This is a genomic window from Micrococcus sp. 63XJN7_6_ISO-PGPR-S23-444 (genome assembly GCF_058072765.1).
The window spans coordinates 2299836-2316058 of the sequence record NZ_CM176516.1; the positions used below are offsets into that span (position 1 = coordinate 2299836).

The window sequence follows — 16223 nt, forward strand, 5'->3', positions numbered from 1 at the left end:
TCACGCGGACGACCCGAGCTCGGCGCGGACCGTGTTCGACCGCTTCGTGTTCAGCAACCACATCCGCAGCTTCAGCGTCGACTGAGCCCCGGCTGGGAGGCGCCTTCGACGCGCGCCGACGCACGCGCCCCTCGCGCCGTGCCGCGTGCCACACTGGCGAGCGTGACCCGACGTCCGGATGCACCGCCCCCGGCCGACCCGCGCACGCGTGCGGCCCTGCGCGCCGTGCTCACGGTCCTGGCCGTGATGGCGGTGCTGTTCGCCGCCGTCGTGCTGACGCTGGCCTACGGACCCGCCCGCTGAACCCGCCCTTCCCCGATCCAGGAGCAGCCATGTCCCCCGCGGACCCCACCGCCGACGTCGCGGCCCGACCGACCGGCCCCGCCGCGGTGGCCGAAGCCTTCGCGGCCGCCTGGAACGCCGCCGACGCCGACGCGCTCGCCGAGCTGTTCGCCGAGGACGCGGACTTCGTGAACGTGGTGGGCGTGTGGTGGAGGCGGCGTCGGCAGATCCGGGTGAACCACGCGCTCGGCTTCCGCTGGATGTTCCCGCACTCGCGGCTCGAGCTCGGGCGCGTGCGGGTGCGGGAGCTCGGGGACGTGGCAGTGGTGCACGCGCCGTGGACCATGACGGGGCAGACCGCGCCCGACGGCGACGAGGCCGGCGAGCGCACCGGCGTCCTGCTGCTCGTGGTGCGCCGCACCGAGACCGGGGCGTGGGAGGCGGTGGCCGGGCAGAACACGGATTCCGTGCCCGGGGCCCAGACCCACCTGGCCGACGACGAGGGGCTCGCCGCGGTGCACTATCACCCGTCCGCGTGGTTCGACCCCGACGAGGACCCGGACGGCCCGGAGGCCTGCTGAGCGGCGACCGGCTCACGCCACCGTCAGCAGCCGCACCCAGTCGTCCTCGACCCGCTCCCCGCCGACCACGAACTGCCGCGCCCCGACCGTCTCGAAGCCGAGGCGCTCGTAGAACCGGTTGGCCCGTGCGTTCTGCGCGTTCGTGCCGAGCCACACGTGCCGGAACCCCAGCCGCCGCAGCCGCTCGACGCCGTCGTGCACGAGGGCCTCGGCCAGCCCGGTGCCGCGCCCCTCGGCGAGCACGTACAGCTTCGAGAGGTGGCCGGCCGGCACGTCGCCGAGCCGCTCCGTGACGGGTGCCTCGGGGGCCGCGGCGGTCTCGTACATGGCGTAGCCGAGCAGGGTCTCCGGGGCGTCGGCCGCGGCGCCCACGAGCACGATCCGCTCCGGGTCCGCGATCCACGCGGCCACGGCGGCCTCACTCAGGTGCAACGCGATGTGCGCCTCCACCGCGGCACGCGGCAGCGAGGCCGGGGAGGCGTCCGGGAAGGTGGCCGCGGCGATCGCGGCGATCGCGGGCGCGTCCTCGGGGCGGGCCGGACGGACGACGGCGGCGCGGGGTGCGGAAGTCATCCCCGCTCAGGCCTGCAGCGCGGGGTGCAGGTCCTTCATGCGGAACCGACGCCGGCGCCGCACCACGAGCACGTCCAGGGCGAGCGCCGCCGCCCCGATGCCCATCAGCACGACCACCGGCACCCAGAAGCGCTGGTCCGGACCGCCGGAGATCGCGTTGCGGAACGCCTCGATGGAGTAGCTCATCGGCATGAACGGGTGCAGCGCCTGGAAGAAGCCGGGCAGCACCTCGGCCGGGTAGGTGCCGCCGGTGGAGGCCAGCTGCAGGACCAGCAGGACCAGCAGCAGCGCCGAACCGGGGGTGCCGAGCGCCGTCTGCACCAGGTGCGCGATGAGGGAGAACACCACGGCCACGAGCACCGTCAGGGCCACGGCCCGCACCGGGTGCACGGGGGCCAGGCCCAGCGGCAGCGTCGCGGCGAGCATGAGCAGGCCGCCGCCCACGGCCACGATGCCCACGGGCAGCCACGCGGCCAGCGCGATCGCCACCGGGTTGCGGCGCCCGGCCAGCAGCCGCCCGCTGATGGGCCGCATGATGTTGAACGCGGCGATGCCGAACACCCACAGGGCGATGGAGAAGAACATCGGCGCCATGCCGCGGCCGTAGACCTCCGCGGAGTTGTCCACCTGCATCACGGCCTCCACGGGCCGGGACATCACCAGGGCGGCCTCGTCCCGCTCGTCCTCGGTCAGGGCGGGGACGCGGTCGACGCCGTCGGAGAGCCCGGAGGCGAGCTCGTGGGCGCCGTCGTCGAGGGTGCCGAGGCCGGCGCGCAGCTCCCCGGCGCCGTCCTGGAGCTGGGCCAGGCCGCCGTCGAGCTCGGTGGCGCCGGACTCCAGCTGGCCCGCACCGTCCTGCAGGGTCAGCGCCCCGTCGTGGAGCGCGGCGTTGCCCTCGGCGAGGGTGGTCGCCCCGTCCGTCAGCTCGCCGAGGCCGGACTGCAGCTCCCCGGCGCCGTCCTGGAGCTGGGCCAGGCCGCCGTCGAGCTCGGTCGCGCCGGAGCCCAGCTGCTCGAGGCCGTCCGCGAACTTCCCGGCGCCGTCGGCGAGGGAGTCGGCCCCGTCCTTCGCCTCACCGATCCCGCCCTGCAGCTTCTCCGCGCCCGCGGCCACGGCGTGGGCGCCGTCGTTGAGGTCCGTCAGATCCGCCTTGGCGGAGGCGGCGACGTCGTCCTCGACGAAGCCCTGGACGCGCTCGTTGGCGGCCGCGGAGGTCGCGGCGGCCTCCTCGGCGCGGCCGGCGACGGCGGTCACCCGCTCGTCCGCGCCGGTGAGCGCCTCCTGGAGCGCGGCGTACTGCTCGGACTCGGCGAGCGTCGGGTCCTCTTCGGCGAGCTCGGCCAGGGCGGCCTGCGCGTCGGCGATGCGGGCGCCCGCGCCGTCCTCGGCCGTGCCGGCCACCTCGGCGACGCGCTGGACGTCCTCGTCCACCGCGGCGACGTCGGCGGCCACCGCGTCCTGCCGCTCGATCACCTGGTCCAGGCCGGGGATCACCGTGTCGTAGAGCTGCTGGGTGCCGTCGGCCACCTGCGTGGCGCCGTCGGTGAGCTCGGCCGATCCGGTCTGCAGCTGGGCCAGCCCGTCGGAGAGGTCCGTGGCGCCCTGACGCAGGGCGGGGGCGTTCTCGGCGAGCTGCCCGGCACCGTCGGCGAGGGCCTGGGAGCCCCCGCGCGCCTGGTCGAGCCCGTCGGCCAGGCGCCCGGCCCCGTCCTGCGCGGACGCGGCGCCCTCGGCGAGTCGCTGGGCGCCGTCGTCGGCCTGGGCGGCGCCGTCCGCGAGGTCACCCGCACCCGTGGCGAGCTGGCCCGCGCCCTCGGCCAGCTTGCCCGAGCCGTCGTGGGCCTGGACGATCCCGTCCTCCAGCTGGCTCGCGCCGTCCTCCGCGGAGGCCGTGCCGTCGGCCAGCTGCGCGGCGCCGTCGGCGGCGTCCACCATGCCCGACCGCAGCTCGCCGAGGCTGGAGAAGACGGCCTCGAAGTACGCCTCGATCGCGGACCGGTTCACGGCGGCCTCGACCTTGGCCTGGCTCGCGTTCGTGACGGAGCCGATCACGAAGCCGTTGGCGTCGTCTCGGCGCAGGGTGATCTGCGCCTGCCGCGGTGTCCCGCCGCCCTCGGGGCTGACGAGGTCACGACTGAGCTCGGCGGGGATCTCCAGGACGAGGTAGTACCGGCCCTCCCGCAGTCCCTCCTCGGCCTCCTCGCGCGTGGTCTCGCGCCAGTCGAAGGCGCGGTCGTCCTTGAGGCGTTCGGTCATGTCCGCGCCGGTGCGCAGCGTGGTGTCGCCGCGCTGGACGGGTTCGTCCTCGTTGACGATCGCCACCGGCAGACGGTCCATGGCCCCGTAGGGGTCCCAGTTCGCGGACAGGTACAGAGCGCCGTAGATGGCGGGGACGAGGAAGATGAACAGCAGGGCGAGCAGGGGCAGGCCACGGCGGAAGCGTCGCAGCTCGTAGCGGAACAGCATCAGTTCTCCCGGACGGGGGGCAGGGTGAGGACGACGGCGTCGCGCGGCACGGGCGCGGAGGCCACGGCGCTCACCGCGAACGGGTGGCCGTGGTCCTTGAGGACGTCCAGGGCCGCGTGGAGCGCGACCAGCTCATCGATGGTCAGGGTGGCGTCCACGTCGTCGAAGGTGACGAGGCGGGCCGGGCGCAGGCAGGCGACGACGGCGGCCAGCAGCGCGCGATCGGGCGCGGACAGCTCCCGGACGACGGCCTCCGGCGCCACGGTCAGCCTCACCGCGTCCGCGAGGAGGGCGAAGCGTGCGCGGCCGGCGCGGCGGCGCACGCCGTCGGTGAGACAGCGCTCGTCCACGACCTCGGCCGCGGTCAGCGCCGGCTCGAGCTCCACCACGTCGGTGGTGTGGGCGACGGCGGTGCGGGCGCGCAGGGCGTGCGGGTGGCGCGCGGCGTCGATCGGGGGCCGGTACGCGCGGGCGGCGGGCCGCTCCGGCCCGTCCAGGGCGACGTCCACGGGGCCGCCGGTGAGCACGAGCTCGCCCCGCACGCCCTGCAGGCGCCCCGTGAGGGCGAGCAGCAGGGCCGAGCGGCCCGAGCCCTGGGTTCCGAGCACGGCCAGGTGGGTCTGCGGGGGCAGCACGAGGTCGAGGGAGCCGAACACCGGCCCGCGACTGCCGCGCAGGGTCAGACCGCGCGCCACGAGGGTGGCGGGCGGGAGGTCGTCGAGGTGCGCCGGGTCGGGGGCGGGCCCGGGGCCATGGTGATCGGCGTCGGTGGGAGTGGAAGACATGGGCCCTCTTTGCCGAGTCGAGGCGGATTCAATACCATCGGTATTCAATACCATCGGCATCGAGAGGGCAACATGGCGACCCGACCCCGCCGCGAGGATGTCCGCGCGGCCATCCTCGACCACGCGGCTCGGGTGTTCGGACGGGAGGGTTACGCGCGCTCCTCCCTCGCCCGCATCGCGGCGGAGGCCGGCTACACGAAGGGCGCCGTCTATTCCGGTTTCGCGGGGAAGCCGGACCTCTTCGCCGCCGCCTGCACCGTCCAGTTCGAGCGGGCGACCACCCGAGCCATGGACGGCGTCGCCGACGCCCTGGACGACCCCGACCTGCCGCGCGAGGACCTGGTGGCCCGCGTGGCGGAGGCCCTGGCCGACGTCGTGCTCGAGACCACGGGCTCCTGGCCCCTGCTCCTCCACGAGTTCCAGGCCGTGGGCCTGCGCGAGCCCGCCGTGGGGAGAGCCTACCGGACGCTGACCGTCCGGCGGCGGGACTTCCTGGCCGGCCTGCTGCGCGAGCACCGCGTGCTGGCCGACGTCCCGGACGAGCAGGTCACGCACACTGCGGCCATGCTCCTGATGCTCGTGCACACGCTGTCGGTCGAGCGGCACCTGGCCCCGGAGGACCTGACGGTGGACGACGTGCGGGACACGCTGGCCGCGGCCGTGCGCTCCCTCCTGCCCTGACGCCTGCGCGCCGGCCCCGCCTCAGCCCAGGGTGCCGGCCACACCGCGCACCAGCGCCAGCGTGCCCCCGACGCCGGCCAGGCAGATCGCGAGGACGCGCGCCTTCGCGGGGTCCACCCGGCGGGCCACCACCGAACCGGGCAGGACACCCAGCGGGCCGCCCACCACCACGGCGACCCACACCGGCCACGGCACGTGCAGCCCCGCGGGCACGGCCGCGCCGAACAGCGACTTGGTGACCAGCGAGGTGAGATTGGCCAGCAGGAACACGGGCTGGAGGGTGGCCGCCCACGAGCGCTGGTCCCACCGGCTCGCCACCGCGTAGACCGCGAGCGCCGGCCCGGCGATGCCCGCGGTGGTGTTCATGAACCCGGCCACGGCGCCGGAGGCGAACACGGCCCCGTTCCCCTGGGCGGTGAAGCGCTGCTGCAGGCCCAGGACGGCGGCCACGGCCACCAGCACGGAGGACCCCAGGAGGATCTCGAGGGCGTGGGCGTCCAGGACCCGCACGGCCCACGCCCCCGCGAACGAGCCGGCCACGAGCAGGGGTGCGAGGCGGACGAAGCGCGGCCAGTCCACGTGCCTGTGGAGCACCGCGAACAGCAGCACCGCGGACACCGAGGCGGCCACGTTGGACAGCGTCACCCCCGCCACCGGGCCCAGGAGCAGGGACAGCGTGGGTGCGGCGATCATGCCGACGCCCATGCCGCTCACCCGCTGGAGCGTGCCGCCCACGGTGATCGCGGCCAGCGCGACGACGGCCGGCAGCCACACCAGGGAGGGGTCCATGCGGGCAGTATGCCGGAGCCGGGGTGTCCGTCGGCCCTGGCTTCCGCCCGTGACGGGTGCGCATGCTGGCCGCATGGCCCAGCACAGCTCCACCCCGTTCCCGCTCGTGATCGTGGGCAGCGGCCCCGCCGGCGTCAGCGCCGCCCGCGCCTACGTCGACGCCGGGGGACCCGGCCCCGTCCTCATGCTCACCTCGGACGTGGACCACCCGTACGAGCGTCCGCCGCTGTCCAAGGAGCTCCTGCGCGGCACCGCCGAACCGGAGCCGACGGTGCTGGAGGACCTGCCGGACGCCGTCGAGCTGCGCCGGGGCGTGACCGTCACCCACGCGGACCTGGGTGCCCGGACGCTGCGGGTCGGCGAGGAGCCGGTCCGCTTCGAGCGCCTGATCCTCGCCCTCGGCGCGCACCCGAAGCCCCTGCCCGTCGCGGACGACGACGCCGAGGTGCACCTGCTGCGCTCTCTCGACCACGCCCGCCGCCTGGTGGCCTCCGCCGGGCACGCGCGCTCCGCCGTCGTGATCGGCTCGGGGTTCATCGGCTGCGAGGCGGCCGCCTCCCTGGCCCTGCGCGGGGTGGCCACCACGCTGGTCACCCCGGACGAGGTGCCGCAGCAGAAGCGGCTCGGCCGCGAGGCGGGCGATCGGATCGCGCAGTGGCTGATCGGCGCCGGCGTCGAGCTGCGCACCGGCGTGCGGGTGGGGCAGGTGCGCGCCCCGCGCACCGTCCACCTCGACGACGGCGCCACGCTCGCCCCGGACCTGATCCTCGCCGCGGTGGGGGTCGAGCCGGGGGGCGGGTGGCTCGAGGACTCCGAGCTGACCATGCACGAGGGGCGGATCGTGGCGGACGAGCACCTGGCGGCGGCGCCGGGCGTGTGGGTGGCCGGGGACGTGGCCCGCGCCCACCACGCCGTGGCCGGCCGGCCGATCCCCGTGGAGCACTGGGGCGACGCCCTCGGCATGGGCGAGGTCGCCGGGCACAACGCGGCCCGCACCGAGGTCGGCGTGCCGGGCGGCGCCGGCCAGGCCTCCGTGCTGGCCCACGCGGCGACGGCGGACCCGGAGTCCCTGCGGCGGTGGGAGGCCGTGCCCGGGTTCTGGAGCACCATCGGCGAGCACACGCTCAAGCACGCCGCGTGGGGCGACGGCCACGAGCAGGCCCGCATGGTGGAGCGCACCGGCGGGTTCACTCTCTGGTACATGGACGCGCAGGACCGCGTGGTGGGCGTGCTGACCTACAACGCGGACGAGGACTACGAGCGCGGGCGGGAGCTGGTGGCGGGCCGGGATGCCGTGGGCGAAGGCCGGGGCCGTCCCGACCCTGCATGACAGACTGAGGGGATGACCACCCCGACCCCCGGCGCCGGCTCCCCGGGCAGCGGTGTGGCCGGGGGCGTGCTGGCCGCAGTGGGGGCGCTGGCCCTGATCGCGACCGTCCTGGCGCTGGTCCTCGCGTTCGGTCCGGCCGGCCGGGACGACGCCGGCGCGGGCGCCGAGCGGCGGCGCTGGAACGGCGGCTTCACCCCCGCCCCGCCCACGGTGAACACGCAGGGGTACGCCGAGCCCGTGCAGGGCCGCGTGACCTCCCGCTTCGGGCCCCGCCCCAACCCGTTCGGCGAGGGCGTGGTGCCCTCGGGGGTGTCCGAGGAGGCCCTGACCCGCCACGACGGCGTGGACCTCGGCGGGGTGCCGGAGGGCACGCCCTTCCACTCGGTGTCCGACGGCCGAGTCCTATTCGTGGAGGCCGGCGGGGACGCGGGCGGCAACCTGCTCGCCGTGGACGCCGGGGACGGCCACGTGTGGCGCTACCTGCACGCCGCCCCGGACTCCACCGTGGTGGACGCGGGCCAGCGCGTCTCCGCCGGGGACCACCTGGCCGGCGTCGGGCAGACCGGCGCCGCCACCGGCGTGCACCTGCACCTGGAGCTGCGCGTGGACGGCGAGCCGGTGGACCCGGAGGCCTACCTGGCCGAGCGGGGCGTGGAGCTCGGCGGCTCCTACCCGGAGCGGCGCCGCGGCCTCAGCCGGTGACCGGGCCGCCGCCGTCGTCCACGGACCCGGCCCAGCGGACCTCCCCGTCCACGACCTCGTCCGTCGGCGCCAGGCCGATCGCCTGGGCGACCCGCTGGGAGGCCGTGTGCTCGGGGTGGACATCCGCCACGAGGCGCCGCACCCCCCGGTCCCGCAGCTCGCCCTTGAGGAGGCCGGCGGCCTCCTTCGCCAGCCCGCGGCCCTGCCACGGCGTGCCGATCAGCCAGGCGATCTGCGTGGGTCCCCCGTCCACGGGGATGGTGGCCTGGACGTAGCCGACCGGCCGGCCCTCCGGCTCCAGCACCACGATCCAGTTGGCCCAGTCCTCCGCGCCGTCCTCGGAGCGACCGCGCGCGAGGATCGCGTACCGCTGCCGCAGCTCCTCCTCGCCCGGCGGCGTCCCGCCGGTGTACGTGTACAGGTCCGGGTCGGCGAGGACCGCGGCCATGGCCTCGGCGTCATCCACCCGCAACGGGCGCAGGGAGAGGGAATGCGGCATGGGCACAGTCGACCAGCCCGGCCCCGCGCAGACAAGAGGCGGGGCGCATCCGCCCGCCGCTAGCCTGGGCGCATGCCGCCCGCCCCCACCGCCCGTCTGCGCTTCCGCGAGATGGCCGACGCCGACCTCGACCACCTGGCCGGCCTCCTCGCCGATCCCGTGGTGATGCGCTTCTACCCCGCCCCGCGCACGCGCGCGGAGGCGGCGGCGTGGATCGCGGGCAACCGGCGCCGGTACGCGCAGGACGGGCACGGGCTGTGGATCATCGAGACCCACGACGACGGCGGGCCCGGCTTCGTGGGCGACTGCGGCCTGACGTGGCAGGAGGTCAACGGGGAGCCTCGCCTGGAGGTCGGCTACCACGTGCGGGCCGACCTGTGGGGGCGCGGCTACGCCACCGAAGCGGCCGCCGCCTGCCGGGACCACGCCCGGGACGTGCTGGGGCACCACGAGCTCGTGGCGATCATCCACCCGGAGAACACGGCCTCGCGCCGGGTGGCCGAGCGGATCGGGATGACCGTGGTGGGCGAGGACCGCACCGGCGCGCCCGAGGCCCGCGCGGCTCTGGGGCTCGAGGCGCGCACCGTGCTGGGGATGAGGCTCCGGCCGGGCGCGTGAGGCGCGGCCCGGCCGGACGTCTCAGCCCCGGTCGCTCACTTGGCGTGGCGGGCGAGCAGCTCGCGGGCGGCGTCCAGGCCGCCGGCCTCGACGTCGTAGGAGCCGGTGGACGCGTGGTGGGCCTCGACCGCGTCCGTGATCCGGTAGTGGTCCGGGTTGCCGGGCGGGTCGGAGGTCTCCAGCACGTGGATCAGGTAGGTCTCGCCGGCGGCCAGGGCCTGGCGGTCGTCGCGCTCGTGATGGGTCATGACGTCCTCTCGGGTCGGCGCCCGGCGGGTCTGTCCCACCGGGGCGTGCGCACCAGGGTGGCGCATCGACGGCGGCGGGGCACAGTCCTGCCCGCCCGCGGGCCGGATCCGGTCAGTAGGCGGGTCAGAGTCCGCTCAGGCCCCGACGTAGGAGCTGACGACGCTCCGCAGTGCCTCGGCGGATTCGTAGATGTCCTCCAAGTTCTCGAGGTCGGCCCGCGTCCTGTTCTTGTCCGCATCGAACAGCACCAGATATTTCACCTTCCCGTCGAAGTGAAGGCGCGCGATCGGCTTCCGATTGTTGTCGTCCAGGATGACGCTGCAGTACGAGGCTGCGTCGCGCATGTAGACGCGGTTCATCGGCACGATTCCGGCGAGAATCGCCTTGATGATGCGGAAACCCTCGATCTCCTCTTCGGTCGTCACCACGCCCGGCTTGAGCTGGCCCTCCTGACCGTTCTCCTCGTCGGACAGGACCGTCTGATCGCCGGTGGCCACGGGCTCAGCGGGAGCCGCCAGTACCGGAGCGACCTGGTCGCCCAGGGCAGTCTTCAGCCGCGCGTTGACGCGATCGTTGATGTACTGGCGCGCAGCCTCCTCGGTGAGCCGGGTGAAGGTCTCCACCGCCTTGGCGTTCATGTACCCGGAGTACACGCGCTTGGCGAGGACCTTCACCAACTCATCGCTCGGCGCAGCCATCTCGGCAGAAATCTCGCGCTTGATGGCCGATACGTACTTCAGCTCCTCGGCTGCGGCGATGACCGAGTCGAGATCGAAGGATCCCTTCGCCAGCTGCTCGAGCTTCGGCACGGTGACCGGGTCGATGTCCAGAAGATCGAGGACGAGGAACGGACGCTCGTCGAGGATGTTGGCCTTGTCGAGGTCCGTGTAGAAGTTCCACACCCGCCCGTTGGTGAGCACGCCGATCCGCGCTTCACTGGTGTGGAAGTAGCGCACCAGCTGGCTCGCGTGCGCCAGGGACAGCTCCGAGCCGACCTTCTTGGCCTCCACGAGGATGTTGACCTTCCCCTCCCGCATGATGGCGTAGTCGATCTTCTCCCCCTTCTTCAGGCCCAGATCTGCGACGAACTCCGGGACGACCTCCTGGGGATCGAACACGTCGTAGCCCAACACCTGCGAGATGAATGGCATGACGAGCGCGTTCTTCGTCGCCTCTTCCGTGTCCAGGGAGCTTGCGTAGTCGCGGGCTCGCCGAGCCACTTGCGCAAGCTTGTCCTCGAATTCAGTCATGCCGTTTCACCCATCCGTGAGTAGGAGCCGGACAGCCGGGAATCCGGCAGCCTCGCACGTCAGCGCCCGAAGGCCCGCCGCAGCTGTGTCGAAATATAACCCAGCTCACAAACACGCTACGGGGACCCTCGCAGGCGCTCCGTGGCCGGACCGCGGGATCGCCCGGAACGCGAGGCGGCCACGACGCGTCGCCTCTCACAGGAAGGAGACGGGGCGTCGTGGCCGCGTTCCGCGGGGGGCCGCCCTGTCAGGCGACGCCCGGCCGGCTCAGCGGTTGCCGGGGTGCTGCGGGTCGGCCGGGATGCCGCGGCTCAGGGGCTCCACGGGCGGGCCGCTCGTCTCCGGGGTCACGGGCGAGCCGGTGCGGGAGCCGCCGACCTCCGGGGTGTCCGGCACCTGATCGCCGGAGGGCTGGGCGCCGGAGCGCAGCGCCTCGAGCCGCGTCTCGAGGACCTGCACCACGGGCAGGCGGTCGCCGTGGGCGCGCTCGTAGGCGAGCAGCTGCTCCACCTGCGACTCGTCGAGGCCGGTGATCCGGGTCGACAGCGTGCCGTTGGGGATGTGGTCGTAGTCCGGCAGGGGGAGCTCGTCGCGGTTCGGGGCGTTCGTCATGGCACTGTCCCTCTTCTCTCGTCGGGGTCCCTCGTCGGGATGCGTGGTCCACCCACGCTAGTGAAGGCCCCCGTCAGACGGCACCCCCTGCCGCCCCGCTCACCCGACCCCGTCCCGCCGCGCCCGCAGCACGATCTCCAGGTCGAACCGCGCGTCGGGGTCCTCGAGGGCCTCCCCGAACAGCTCGCGCAGCCGGCCCACCCGGTACCCCACGGTCTGGGGGTGCACGCCGAGCTCCGCGGCGATCGGCGCCCGCTGGCCCCAGTGCGTGAGCCAGGCGAGCAGGGTCTCCTCCAGCACCGCCCGCTTCGCCTCGCTCACCTCGTCCAGGGGCGCCAGCACGCGTTCGGCCAGCTGCGTCACGACGCGCGGCTCGGCCCCCAGCACCACGCGCGCCAGGTGGTCCGCGGCGAGGATCGGGGACGGGGCGCCGTCGTCGTCCTCCCCCTGCGCGGGCTCCGCCGTCCGGCCCGCCGCCTCCTGGACGGCCAGCGTGCGGGCCACCCGGTAGGAGTGGGGCACGAGCGGCCAGTCCACGGCCGGCCCGACGACGGCGGCCGTCCCCGCCAGCAGGCGCAGCATGCGCTCGCGGCGGCCCTGGGAGGGCGTCGCGTCGATCACGGCGACCACCTCCGAGTCCCGCTCCACCACGAGCCCGGCCCGGCCCAGCCTCTCCCGGACGGCGACGCCGGCGTCCGCGGGCAGCACCACCACCGCCAGCCGGCGCGGCAGCCGCCAGTCCGCGAGCGCGGCCAGCCGTTGCACCTCCTTCTCCTCGGTCCCGCCCCGGACCAGGGCGGTGGCGAGGGCGGCGCGGTGCAGCTCGAGCACGCCCGCCTGGGCGGACTGCGCCTCCGCGTACGCCTGGGCGCTGACGGAGGAGAGCTCGTCGATGTACGCCCAGATGGACTCGCCCAGCTCGATCACCACGGACATCTCCAGGCCCAGGCGCGCGCACTCGGCGGAGAGCTCGCGGAACACGATCCGCGCGGAGGTGCGGTACGCGCCGAGCAGGGCGTCCATGGAGCGCCCCTCGCGGAACTCGCCGGCCCCCAGGCGGGCCATGAGGACGCGGGACTCGCTGTTCAGGGCCGGGCGGGTGGTGCCGGGCAGGCTCATCAGCTGCTCGAGGGCGGTGGTCACGCCGGCGGTGAGGTTCTTGCCGTAGTGGCCGTCGCGCGCCGCCGCGTAGGCGGGGATCTGGTCCGGGACCGTCTCGATGATGCGCTCCATGATCCCGGGGATCGCCGGGGCCAGGCGCTCCGCGAGGTCGTCGGGGAGGGACTGCCAGGGCGGGCGCCAGTCGGGGGCGGGGGTGGTCTGCGTCACACTCAATCTTGTCTCCTCGCGATGAAGTGATGGCCCAGATCGTACGCTGAAGACGAAGAACTGCGGCATGCCGAGCCATAGACTGGAGCCATGGTCGGCCCGTCTCTGTTCTCCCGTCTGGCGTCGACGCTCCTGCACCCGCTCGCCCCGCAGGACGTCCTCAGCCTGCTCGACCCCGTGCACTCCTCGCGGCAGCTGCGCGGCGTGGTCACCTCCGTGACGCGCGAGACGCCCGGCACCGCCACCATCGCCTTCCGCCCGGGCCCGGGCTGGCGGGCCCACGACGCCGGCCAGTGGGCCCGCATCGGGGTGGACGTGGACGGCGTGCGCCAGTGGCGCTCCTACTCGCTCTCCGCTCCCGCGGGCGCCGACCCCGAGATCACGGTGTCCGACATCGGCCTCGTCTCCGGCACGCTCGTGCGCCACACGAAGCCCGGCGACGTCCTCTTCCTCGACATCCCCGAGGGCGACTTCACCCTGCCGGACGAGCCGCGCCCACTGCTCATGCTCACCGCCGGCTCGGGCCTGACCCCGGTGATGTCCATGATCCGCACGCTCGTGCCGACGCGCCGGGATGCCGACGTCGTGCTCATCCACTCCTCCCGCACCCCCGAGGACGCCCTGTTCCGCGAGGAGCTGGCCGAGCTGGCCGACCAGTTCCCGGGCCTGCGCGTGGTGCACCACCACACCGCGGAGACGGGCCGCCTCGACCTCTCCTCCCCCGCACAGCTCGAGGGCCTCTGCCCGGACTGGCGCGAGCGCGCCGGCTACGCGTGCGGGCCGGCCGGGTTCCTCGACGACGCCGAGGCCCTGTGGCGGCGCGAGGCGGCCGCGGACCTCACCATCGAGCGGTTCCAGGCCGACTTCGCCCCGGGCGTGGCGGGGGCCGGCGGCCGCGTGGTGTTCGAGCACGCCGACGTGGAGGTGGACGCTCCCGGCGACGTGCCGCTGCTCGTGGTGGCCGAGGAGGCCGGCGTCGCCGCGCCCGCCGGCTGCCGCATGGGCATCTGCCACGCGTGCCTCACGCCGCTGCGCTCGGGCCGGGTCACGGACCTGCGGACCGGGCAGGTCCACGGCGAGCCCGGCGAGCTGGTCCAGACCTGCGTGAGCGCCGCCGCCGGCCCGCTGAGCCTCAGCCTGTGAACCTGACGCCCGGCCCGCGACCCGGGCCTCCCCGACCATCCCCGCCTCCCGCCCCCAGGAGCATCACATGACCCAGACCCCCACCGCCCCCGACCGCACCGGCGCCACCGCCCCGGACGATCTGGCCCTGGCCATCCCCGGCACCACCGTGCGCGGCCGCGCCGCCCGGGTCCTGCCGCAGGACCGCCCCGACACCACGAGCTGGGCTCCCCGCACCGCCGAGTCCCGTGCCGCCGCCACGACGCCGGGGCTGCCGGGCGTCGTCGGGAGCCCGGCGGTGCGCCCGCCCGGCGCCGCCCACCTGACGGACGCGCAGGTGGCCGAGCTGGGCCGGGAGCTGGACGCGATCCGCGACGACGTGCTCGCCCGCCGCGGCGCCTCCGACGCGGCCTACATCCGCCGCGTCATCCGCTGGCAGCGCCGGCTCGAGCTCGGCGGCCGCGCCCTCCTGCTCAACGCACGCCACCCCGCCGCGTTCGTGGCGGGAACAGCCATGCTCACGGTCGCGAAGATCGTGGAGAACATGGAGATCGGGCACAACGTGCTCCACGGCCAGTGGGACTGGATGCGCGACCCGGACATCCACTCCACCACGTGGGAGTGGGACTTCGTGACGCCGTCGCGGGCGTGGCAGAACACCCACAACGACCTGCACCACCGCTGGACCAACGTGGTGGGCAAGGACCGCGACGTGGGCTACAACGTCCTGCGCATGGACGAGTCCGAGCCGTGGCGGCCCCGCCACCTGCTCAACCCCGTGATCAATGCGGGGCTGGCGCCGATCTTCGAGTGGGGCATCGCGCTCTACGACCTCGAGCTGGACCGCGTGCAGAGCGGCGAGAAGTCCCGCGAGGAACTGATGACGGATCTGCGCTCCGTGGGCGTCAAGGCCGCACGGCAGTTCGCGAAGGACTACGTGGCCACGCCGGCCGTCGCCGAGGTGCTGACCGGCTCGGGCAAGGCCGCGCTCGTGGGCACGCTGCTCGCCAACGGCCTGCGCAACATCTGGGCGCACGCGGTCATCTTCTGCGGGCACTTCCCGGAGGGTGCGGAGACGTTCTCCGAGGAGATGGTGGACGGCGAGACCCGCGGCGACTGGTACGTGCGGCAGATGATCGGCTCCGCGAACATCTCCGGTTCGAAGCTGATGCACTTCATGACCGGCAACCTCTCCCACCAGGTGGAGCACCACCTGTTCCCGGACCTGCCGTCCAGCCGGTACGCCGAGGTGGCGCCCAGGGTCCGGGAGATCTGCGCCCGCTACGGCCTGCCCTACACGACCGGCCCGCTGCTGCGGCAGGTGGGCTCCGCGTGGAAGAAGGTGTTCCGGCTGGCGCTGCCGTGAGGCGGGAGGGGCGGGCGCCCCTCCCACCGCCGTCGTCGGCTCAGCCCTTCACGCCGCCGGCCGTGAGGCCGGAGACGATGTACCGCTGCAGGAACAGGAACAGCGCCATCACGGGCAGGGCCGCCAGCACGGCGCCGGCCGCGAACACGCCCCAGTTCTCGGAGCGGGTCTCCGAGACGTAGCCGTAGAGGCCCACCGCGAGCGTCTGCGCGGACGGGTCCGTGAGCACCACGGAGGCGATCACGAACTCCGAGACCGTGGTGATGAAGGACAGCAGGGCCACCACCGCGAGGATGGGGGTCACCAGGCGCAGGATGATCGAGAAGAAGATCCGCGCGTGCGAGGCACCGTCGAGCTTGGCAGCCTCGTCCAGCGACGGCGGGATGGTGTTGAAGAACCCGTACATCAGGTACGTGTTCACCCCGAGCGCGCCGCCCAGATACACGAGGATGAGGCCGAGCTGCGAGCCGATGCCCAGGACGGGCACCAGGTTGCCGATGTAGGTCAGCAGCAGGAAGATCGCCACCACCGCGAGCAGCTGCGGGAACATCTGCACCAGCAGCAGCGTCAGCAGCCCCACGCGGCGGCCCGTGAACCGCATCCGGGAGAACGCGTAGGCGGCCAGGGCACCGAGGAACACCGTCATCACGGACGTGATGACGCCGATGACCATCGTGTTGAGGAACCAGCGGCCGAAGGGCCGGTTCGGGTTGCTGAACAGGTCCACGTAGTTCTGGCCGCTGAACGAGGAGAACAGCCGGTTCGAGCTCGCCATCGTGCCAGTCGGGTCGAGCGACGCGGACAGCACGTACAGCAGCGGGAACAGTGCGAACGCGCTGGCCAGCACGCCCACCGCGTGGCGCCAGCCCAGCTCCCGCATCCAGCGGCCGAACGAGCGGCGGCGTCGTGGCGGGGCCGGGTCCTCCTCCCAGCGCAGCGGGTCCGTCTCCTGCTGCGCCAGGGCGGCGGCGAGGGGCGAGGTCGGGGCG

The 16223-nt window shown here is 74.3% G+C and carries 18 protein-coding genes; 8 read left to right on the forward strand and 10 right to left on the reverse strand.

The features are described from left to right. Positions 1–162 precede the first annotated feature (162 nt). Entirely contained in the window at positions 163–303 is a 141-nt protein-coding gene (locus AC3RJ9_RS10595; RefSeq protein ID WP_017488522.1) for a hypothetical protein, read from the forward strand. A gap of 29 nt (positions 304–332) precedes the next feature. Continuing rightward, positions 333–863, forward strand: coding sequence for an SgcJ/EcaC family oxidoreductase (locus tag AC3RJ9_RS10600; RefSeq protein ID WP_020624719.1), 531 nt, complete (start codon positions 333–335; stop codon positions 861–863). A 12-nt stretch (positions 864–875) separates the two neighbouring features. Here AC3RJ9_RS10600 and AC3RJ9_RS10605 read toward each other — a convergent pair whose 3' ends face one another. From AC3RJ9_RS10605 to AC3RJ9_RS10615, 3 genes are read right to left on the reverse strand one after another with little or no spacing between them, the layout of a single operon-like run. Next, positions 876–1436, reverse strand: coding sequence for a GNAT family N-acetyltransferase (locus AC3RJ9_RS10605; RefSeq protein ID WP_020624718.1), 561 nt, complete (start codon positions 1434–1436; stop codon positions 876–878). Positions 1437–1442: 6 nt separating this feature from the next. Further along, positions 1443–3902, reverse strand: coding sequence for a YhgE/Pip family protein (locus AC3RJ9_RS10610; protein ID WP_041104113.1), 2460 nt, complete (start codon positions 3900–3902; stop codon positions 1443–1445). After that, complete coding sequence (locus AC3RJ9_RS10615) at positions 3902–4687, reverse strand: ATP-binding cassette domain-containing protein (RefSeq protein WP_041104115.1); 786 nt, start codon at positions 4685–4687, stop codon at positions 3902–3904. Before AC3RJ9_RS10615 ends, AC3RJ9_RS10610 begins: the two co-directional genes overlap by 1 nt. Positions 4688–4759: 72 nt before the next feature. Here AC3RJ9_RS10615 and AC3RJ9_RS10620 point away from each other — a divergent pair, with 72 nt between their 5' ends. Next, entirely contained in the window at positions 4760–5368 is a 609-nt protein-coding gene (locus AC3RJ9_RS10620) for a TetR/AcrR family transcriptional regulator (protein WP_020624715.1), read from the forward strand. Positions 5369–5389: 21 nt separating this feature from the next. Here the strand turns inward: AC3RJ9_RS10620 and AC3RJ9_RS10625 are convergent, their stop codons facing one another. Next, complete coding sequence (locus AC3RJ9_RS10625) at positions 5390–6157, reverse strand: sulfite exporter TauE/SafE family protein (protein ID WP_041104117.1); 768 nt, start codon at positions 6155–6157, stop codon at positions 5390–5392. 73 nt (positions 6158–6230) lie between these two features. Here AC3RJ9_RS10625 and AC3RJ9_RS10630 point away from each other — a divergent pair, with 73 nt between their 5' ends. Further along, a complete protein-coding gene (locus tag AC3RJ9_RS10630) occupies positions 6231–7487 on the forward strand; it encodes an NAD(P)/FAD-dependent oxidoreductase (protein WP_041104118.1) in 1257 nt (418 codons plus the stop codon). A gap of 12 nt (positions 7488–7499) precedes the next feature. After that, positions 7500–8189 carry a M23 family metallopeptidase gene (locus AC3RJ9_RS10635; protein ID WP_020624712.1) on the forward strand — a complete coding sequence of 230 codons (690 nt, stop codon included), beginning with the start codon at positions 7500–7502 and terminating at the stop codon, positions 8187–8189. Here the strand turns inward: AC3RJ9_RS10635 and AC3RJ9_RS10640 are convergent. Further along, entirely contained in the window at positions 8179–8688 is a 510-nt protein-coding gene (locus AC3RJ9_RS10640) for a GNAT family N-acetyltransferase (RefSeq protein ID WP_044659331.1), read from the reverse strand. The two genes, AC3RJ9_RS10635 and AC3RJ9_RS10640, sit on opposite strands and share 11 nt — an antisense overlap. Positions 8689–8760: 72 nt before the next feature. Between AC3RJ9_RS10640 and AC3RJ9_RS10645 the strand changes: the two genes are divergently transcribed. Then, positions 8761–9306 carry a GNAT family N-acetyltransferase gene (locus AC3RJ9_RS10645; protein WP_020624710.1) on the forward strand — a complete coding sequence of 182 codons (546 nt, stop codon included), beginning with the start codon at positions 8761–8763 and terminating at the stop codon, positions 9304–9306. Between the two features lie 35 nt (positions 9307–9341). Here AC3RJ9_RS10645 and AC3RJ9_RS10650 read toward each other — a convergent pair whose 3' ends face one another. The 4 genes from AC3RJ9_RS10650 to AC3RJ9_RS10665 form a co-directional block, all read right to left on the reverse strand. Next, on the reverse strand, positions 9342–9554 hold the full coding sequence (locus tag AC3RJ9_RS10650) for a hypothetical protein (protein WP_010079881.1): 213 nt from the start codon (positions 9552–9554) through the stop codon (positions 9342–9344). Positions 9555–9689: 135 nt separating this feature from the next. Beyond that, on the reverse strand, positions 9690–10805 hold the full coding sequence (locus tag AC3RJ9_RS10655) for a type I restriction endonuclease (protein WP_036314529.1): 1116 nt from the start codon (positions 10803–10805) through the stop codon (positions 9690–9692). A gap of 267 nt (positions 10806–11072) precedes the next feature. After that, complete coding sequence (locus AC3RJ9_RS10660; RefSeq protein ID WP_041104120.1) at positions 11073–11417, reverse strand: DUF8129 domain-containing protein; 345 nt, start codon at positions 11415–11417, stop codon at positions 11073–11075. 99 nt (positions 11418–11516) lie between these two features. After that, a complete protein-coding gene (locus tag AC3RJ9_RS10665; RefSeq protein ID WP_020624876.1) occupies positions 11517–12746 on the reverse strand; it encodes a PucR family transcriptional regulator in 1230 nt (409 codons plus the stop codon). A gap of 90 nt (positions 12747–12836) precedes the next feature. Here AC3RJ9_RS10665 and AC3RJ9_RS10670 point away from each other — a divergent pair, with 90 nt between their 5' ends. Both AC3RJ9_RS10670 and AC3RJ9_RS10675 read left to right on the forward strand, forming a co-directional pair. Continuing rightward, positions 12837–13889 carry a ferredoxin reductase gene (locus tag AC3RJ9_RS10670; RefSeq protein ID WP_044659332.1) on the forward strand — a complete coding sequence of 351 codons (1053 nt, stop codon included), beginning with the start codon at positions 12837–12839 and terminating at the stop codon, positions 13887–13889. A gap of 67 nt (positions 13890–13956) precedes the next feature. Next, positions 13957–15234 carry a fatty acid desaturase family protein gene (locus tag AC3RJ9_RS10675; RefSeq protein ID WP_044659333.1) on the forward strand — a complete coding sequence of 426 codons (1278 nt, stop codon included), beginning with the start codon at positions 13957–13959 and terminating at the stop codon, positions 15232–15234. 40 nt (positions 15235–15274) lie between these two features. Here the strand turns inward: AC3RJ9_RS10675 and AC3RJ9_RS10680 are convergent, their stop codons facing one another. After that, the gene (locus tag AC3RJ9_RS10680; protein ID WP_225348928.1) at positions 15275–16171 is read right to left on the reverse strand and encodes a sugar ABC transporter permease; all 897 of its coding nucleotides are present in this window, start codon (positions 16169–16171) and stop codon (positions 15275–15277) included. Positions 16172–16223: the final 52 nt, after the last annotated feature.

Excerpts from the sequence above, each read along its gene's own strand:
- AC3RJ9_RS10600 (WP_020624719.1), top strand. The coding sequence starts at position 333 with ATGTCCCCCGCGGACCCCACCGCCGACGTCGCGGCCCGACCGACCGGC.
- AC3RJ9_RS10605 (WP_020624718.1), bottom strand. The coding sequence starts at position 1,436 with ATGACTTCCGCACCCCGCGCCGCCGTCGTCCGTCCGGCCCGCCCCGAG.
- AC3RJ9_RS10610 (WP_041104113.1), bottom strand. The coding sequence starts at position 3,902 with ATGCTGTTCCGCTACGAGCTGCGACGCTTCCGCCGTGGCCTGCCCCTG.
- AC3RJ9_RS10615 (WP_041104115.1), bottom strand. The coding sequence starts at position 4,687 with ATGTCTTCCACTCCCACCGACGCCGATCACCATGGCCCCGGGCCCGCC.
- AC3RJ9_RS10620 (WP_020624715.1), top strand. The coding sequence starts at position 4,760 with ATGGCGACCCGACCCCGCCGCGAGGATGTCCGCGCGGCCATCCTCGAC.
- AC3RJ9_RS10625 (WP_041104117.1), bottom strand. The coding sequence starts at position 6,157 with ATGGACCCCTCCCTGGTGTGGCTGCCGGCCGTCGTCGCGCTGGCCGCG.
- AC3RJ9_RS10630 (WP_041104118.1), top strand. The coding sequence starts at position 6,231 with ATGGCCCAGCACAGCTCCACCCCGTTCCCGCTCGTGATCGTGGGCAGC.
- AC3RJ9_RS10635 (WP_020624712.1), top strand. The coding sequence starts at position 7,500 with ATGACCACCCCGACCCCCGGCGCCGGCTCCCCGGGCAGCGGTGTGGCC.
- AC3RJ9_RS10640 (WP_044659331.1), bottom strand. The coding sequence starts at position 8,688 with ATGCCGCATTCCCTCTCCCTGCGCCCGTTGCGGGTGGATGACGCCGAG.
- AC3RJ9_RS10645 (WP_020624710.1), top strand. The coding sequence starts at position 8,761 with ATGCCGCCCGCCCCCACCGCCCGTCTGCGCTTCCGCGAGATGGCCGAC.
- AC3RJ9_RS10650 (WP_010079881.1), bottom strand. The coding sequence starts at position 9,554 with ATGACCCATCACGAGCGCGACGACCGCCAGGCCCTGGCCGCCGGCGAG.
- AC3RJ9_RS10655 (WP_036314529.1), bottom strand. The coding sequence starts at position 10,805 with ATGACTGAATTCGAGGACAAGCTTGCGCAAGTGGCTCGGCGAGCCCGC.
- AC3RJ9_RS10660 (WP_041104120.1), bottom strand. The coding sequence starts at position 11,417 with ATGACGAACGCCCCGAACCGCGACGAGCTCCCCCTGCCGGACTACGAC.
- AC3RJ9_RS10670 (WP_044659332.1), top strand. The coding sequence starts at position 12,837 with ATGGTCGGCCCGTCTCTGTTCTCCCGTCTGGCGTCGACGCTCCTGCAC.
- AC3RJ9_RS10675 (WP_044659333.1), top strand. The coding sequence starts at position 13,957 with ATGACCCAGACCCCCACCGCCCCCGACCGCACCGGCGCCACCGCCCCG.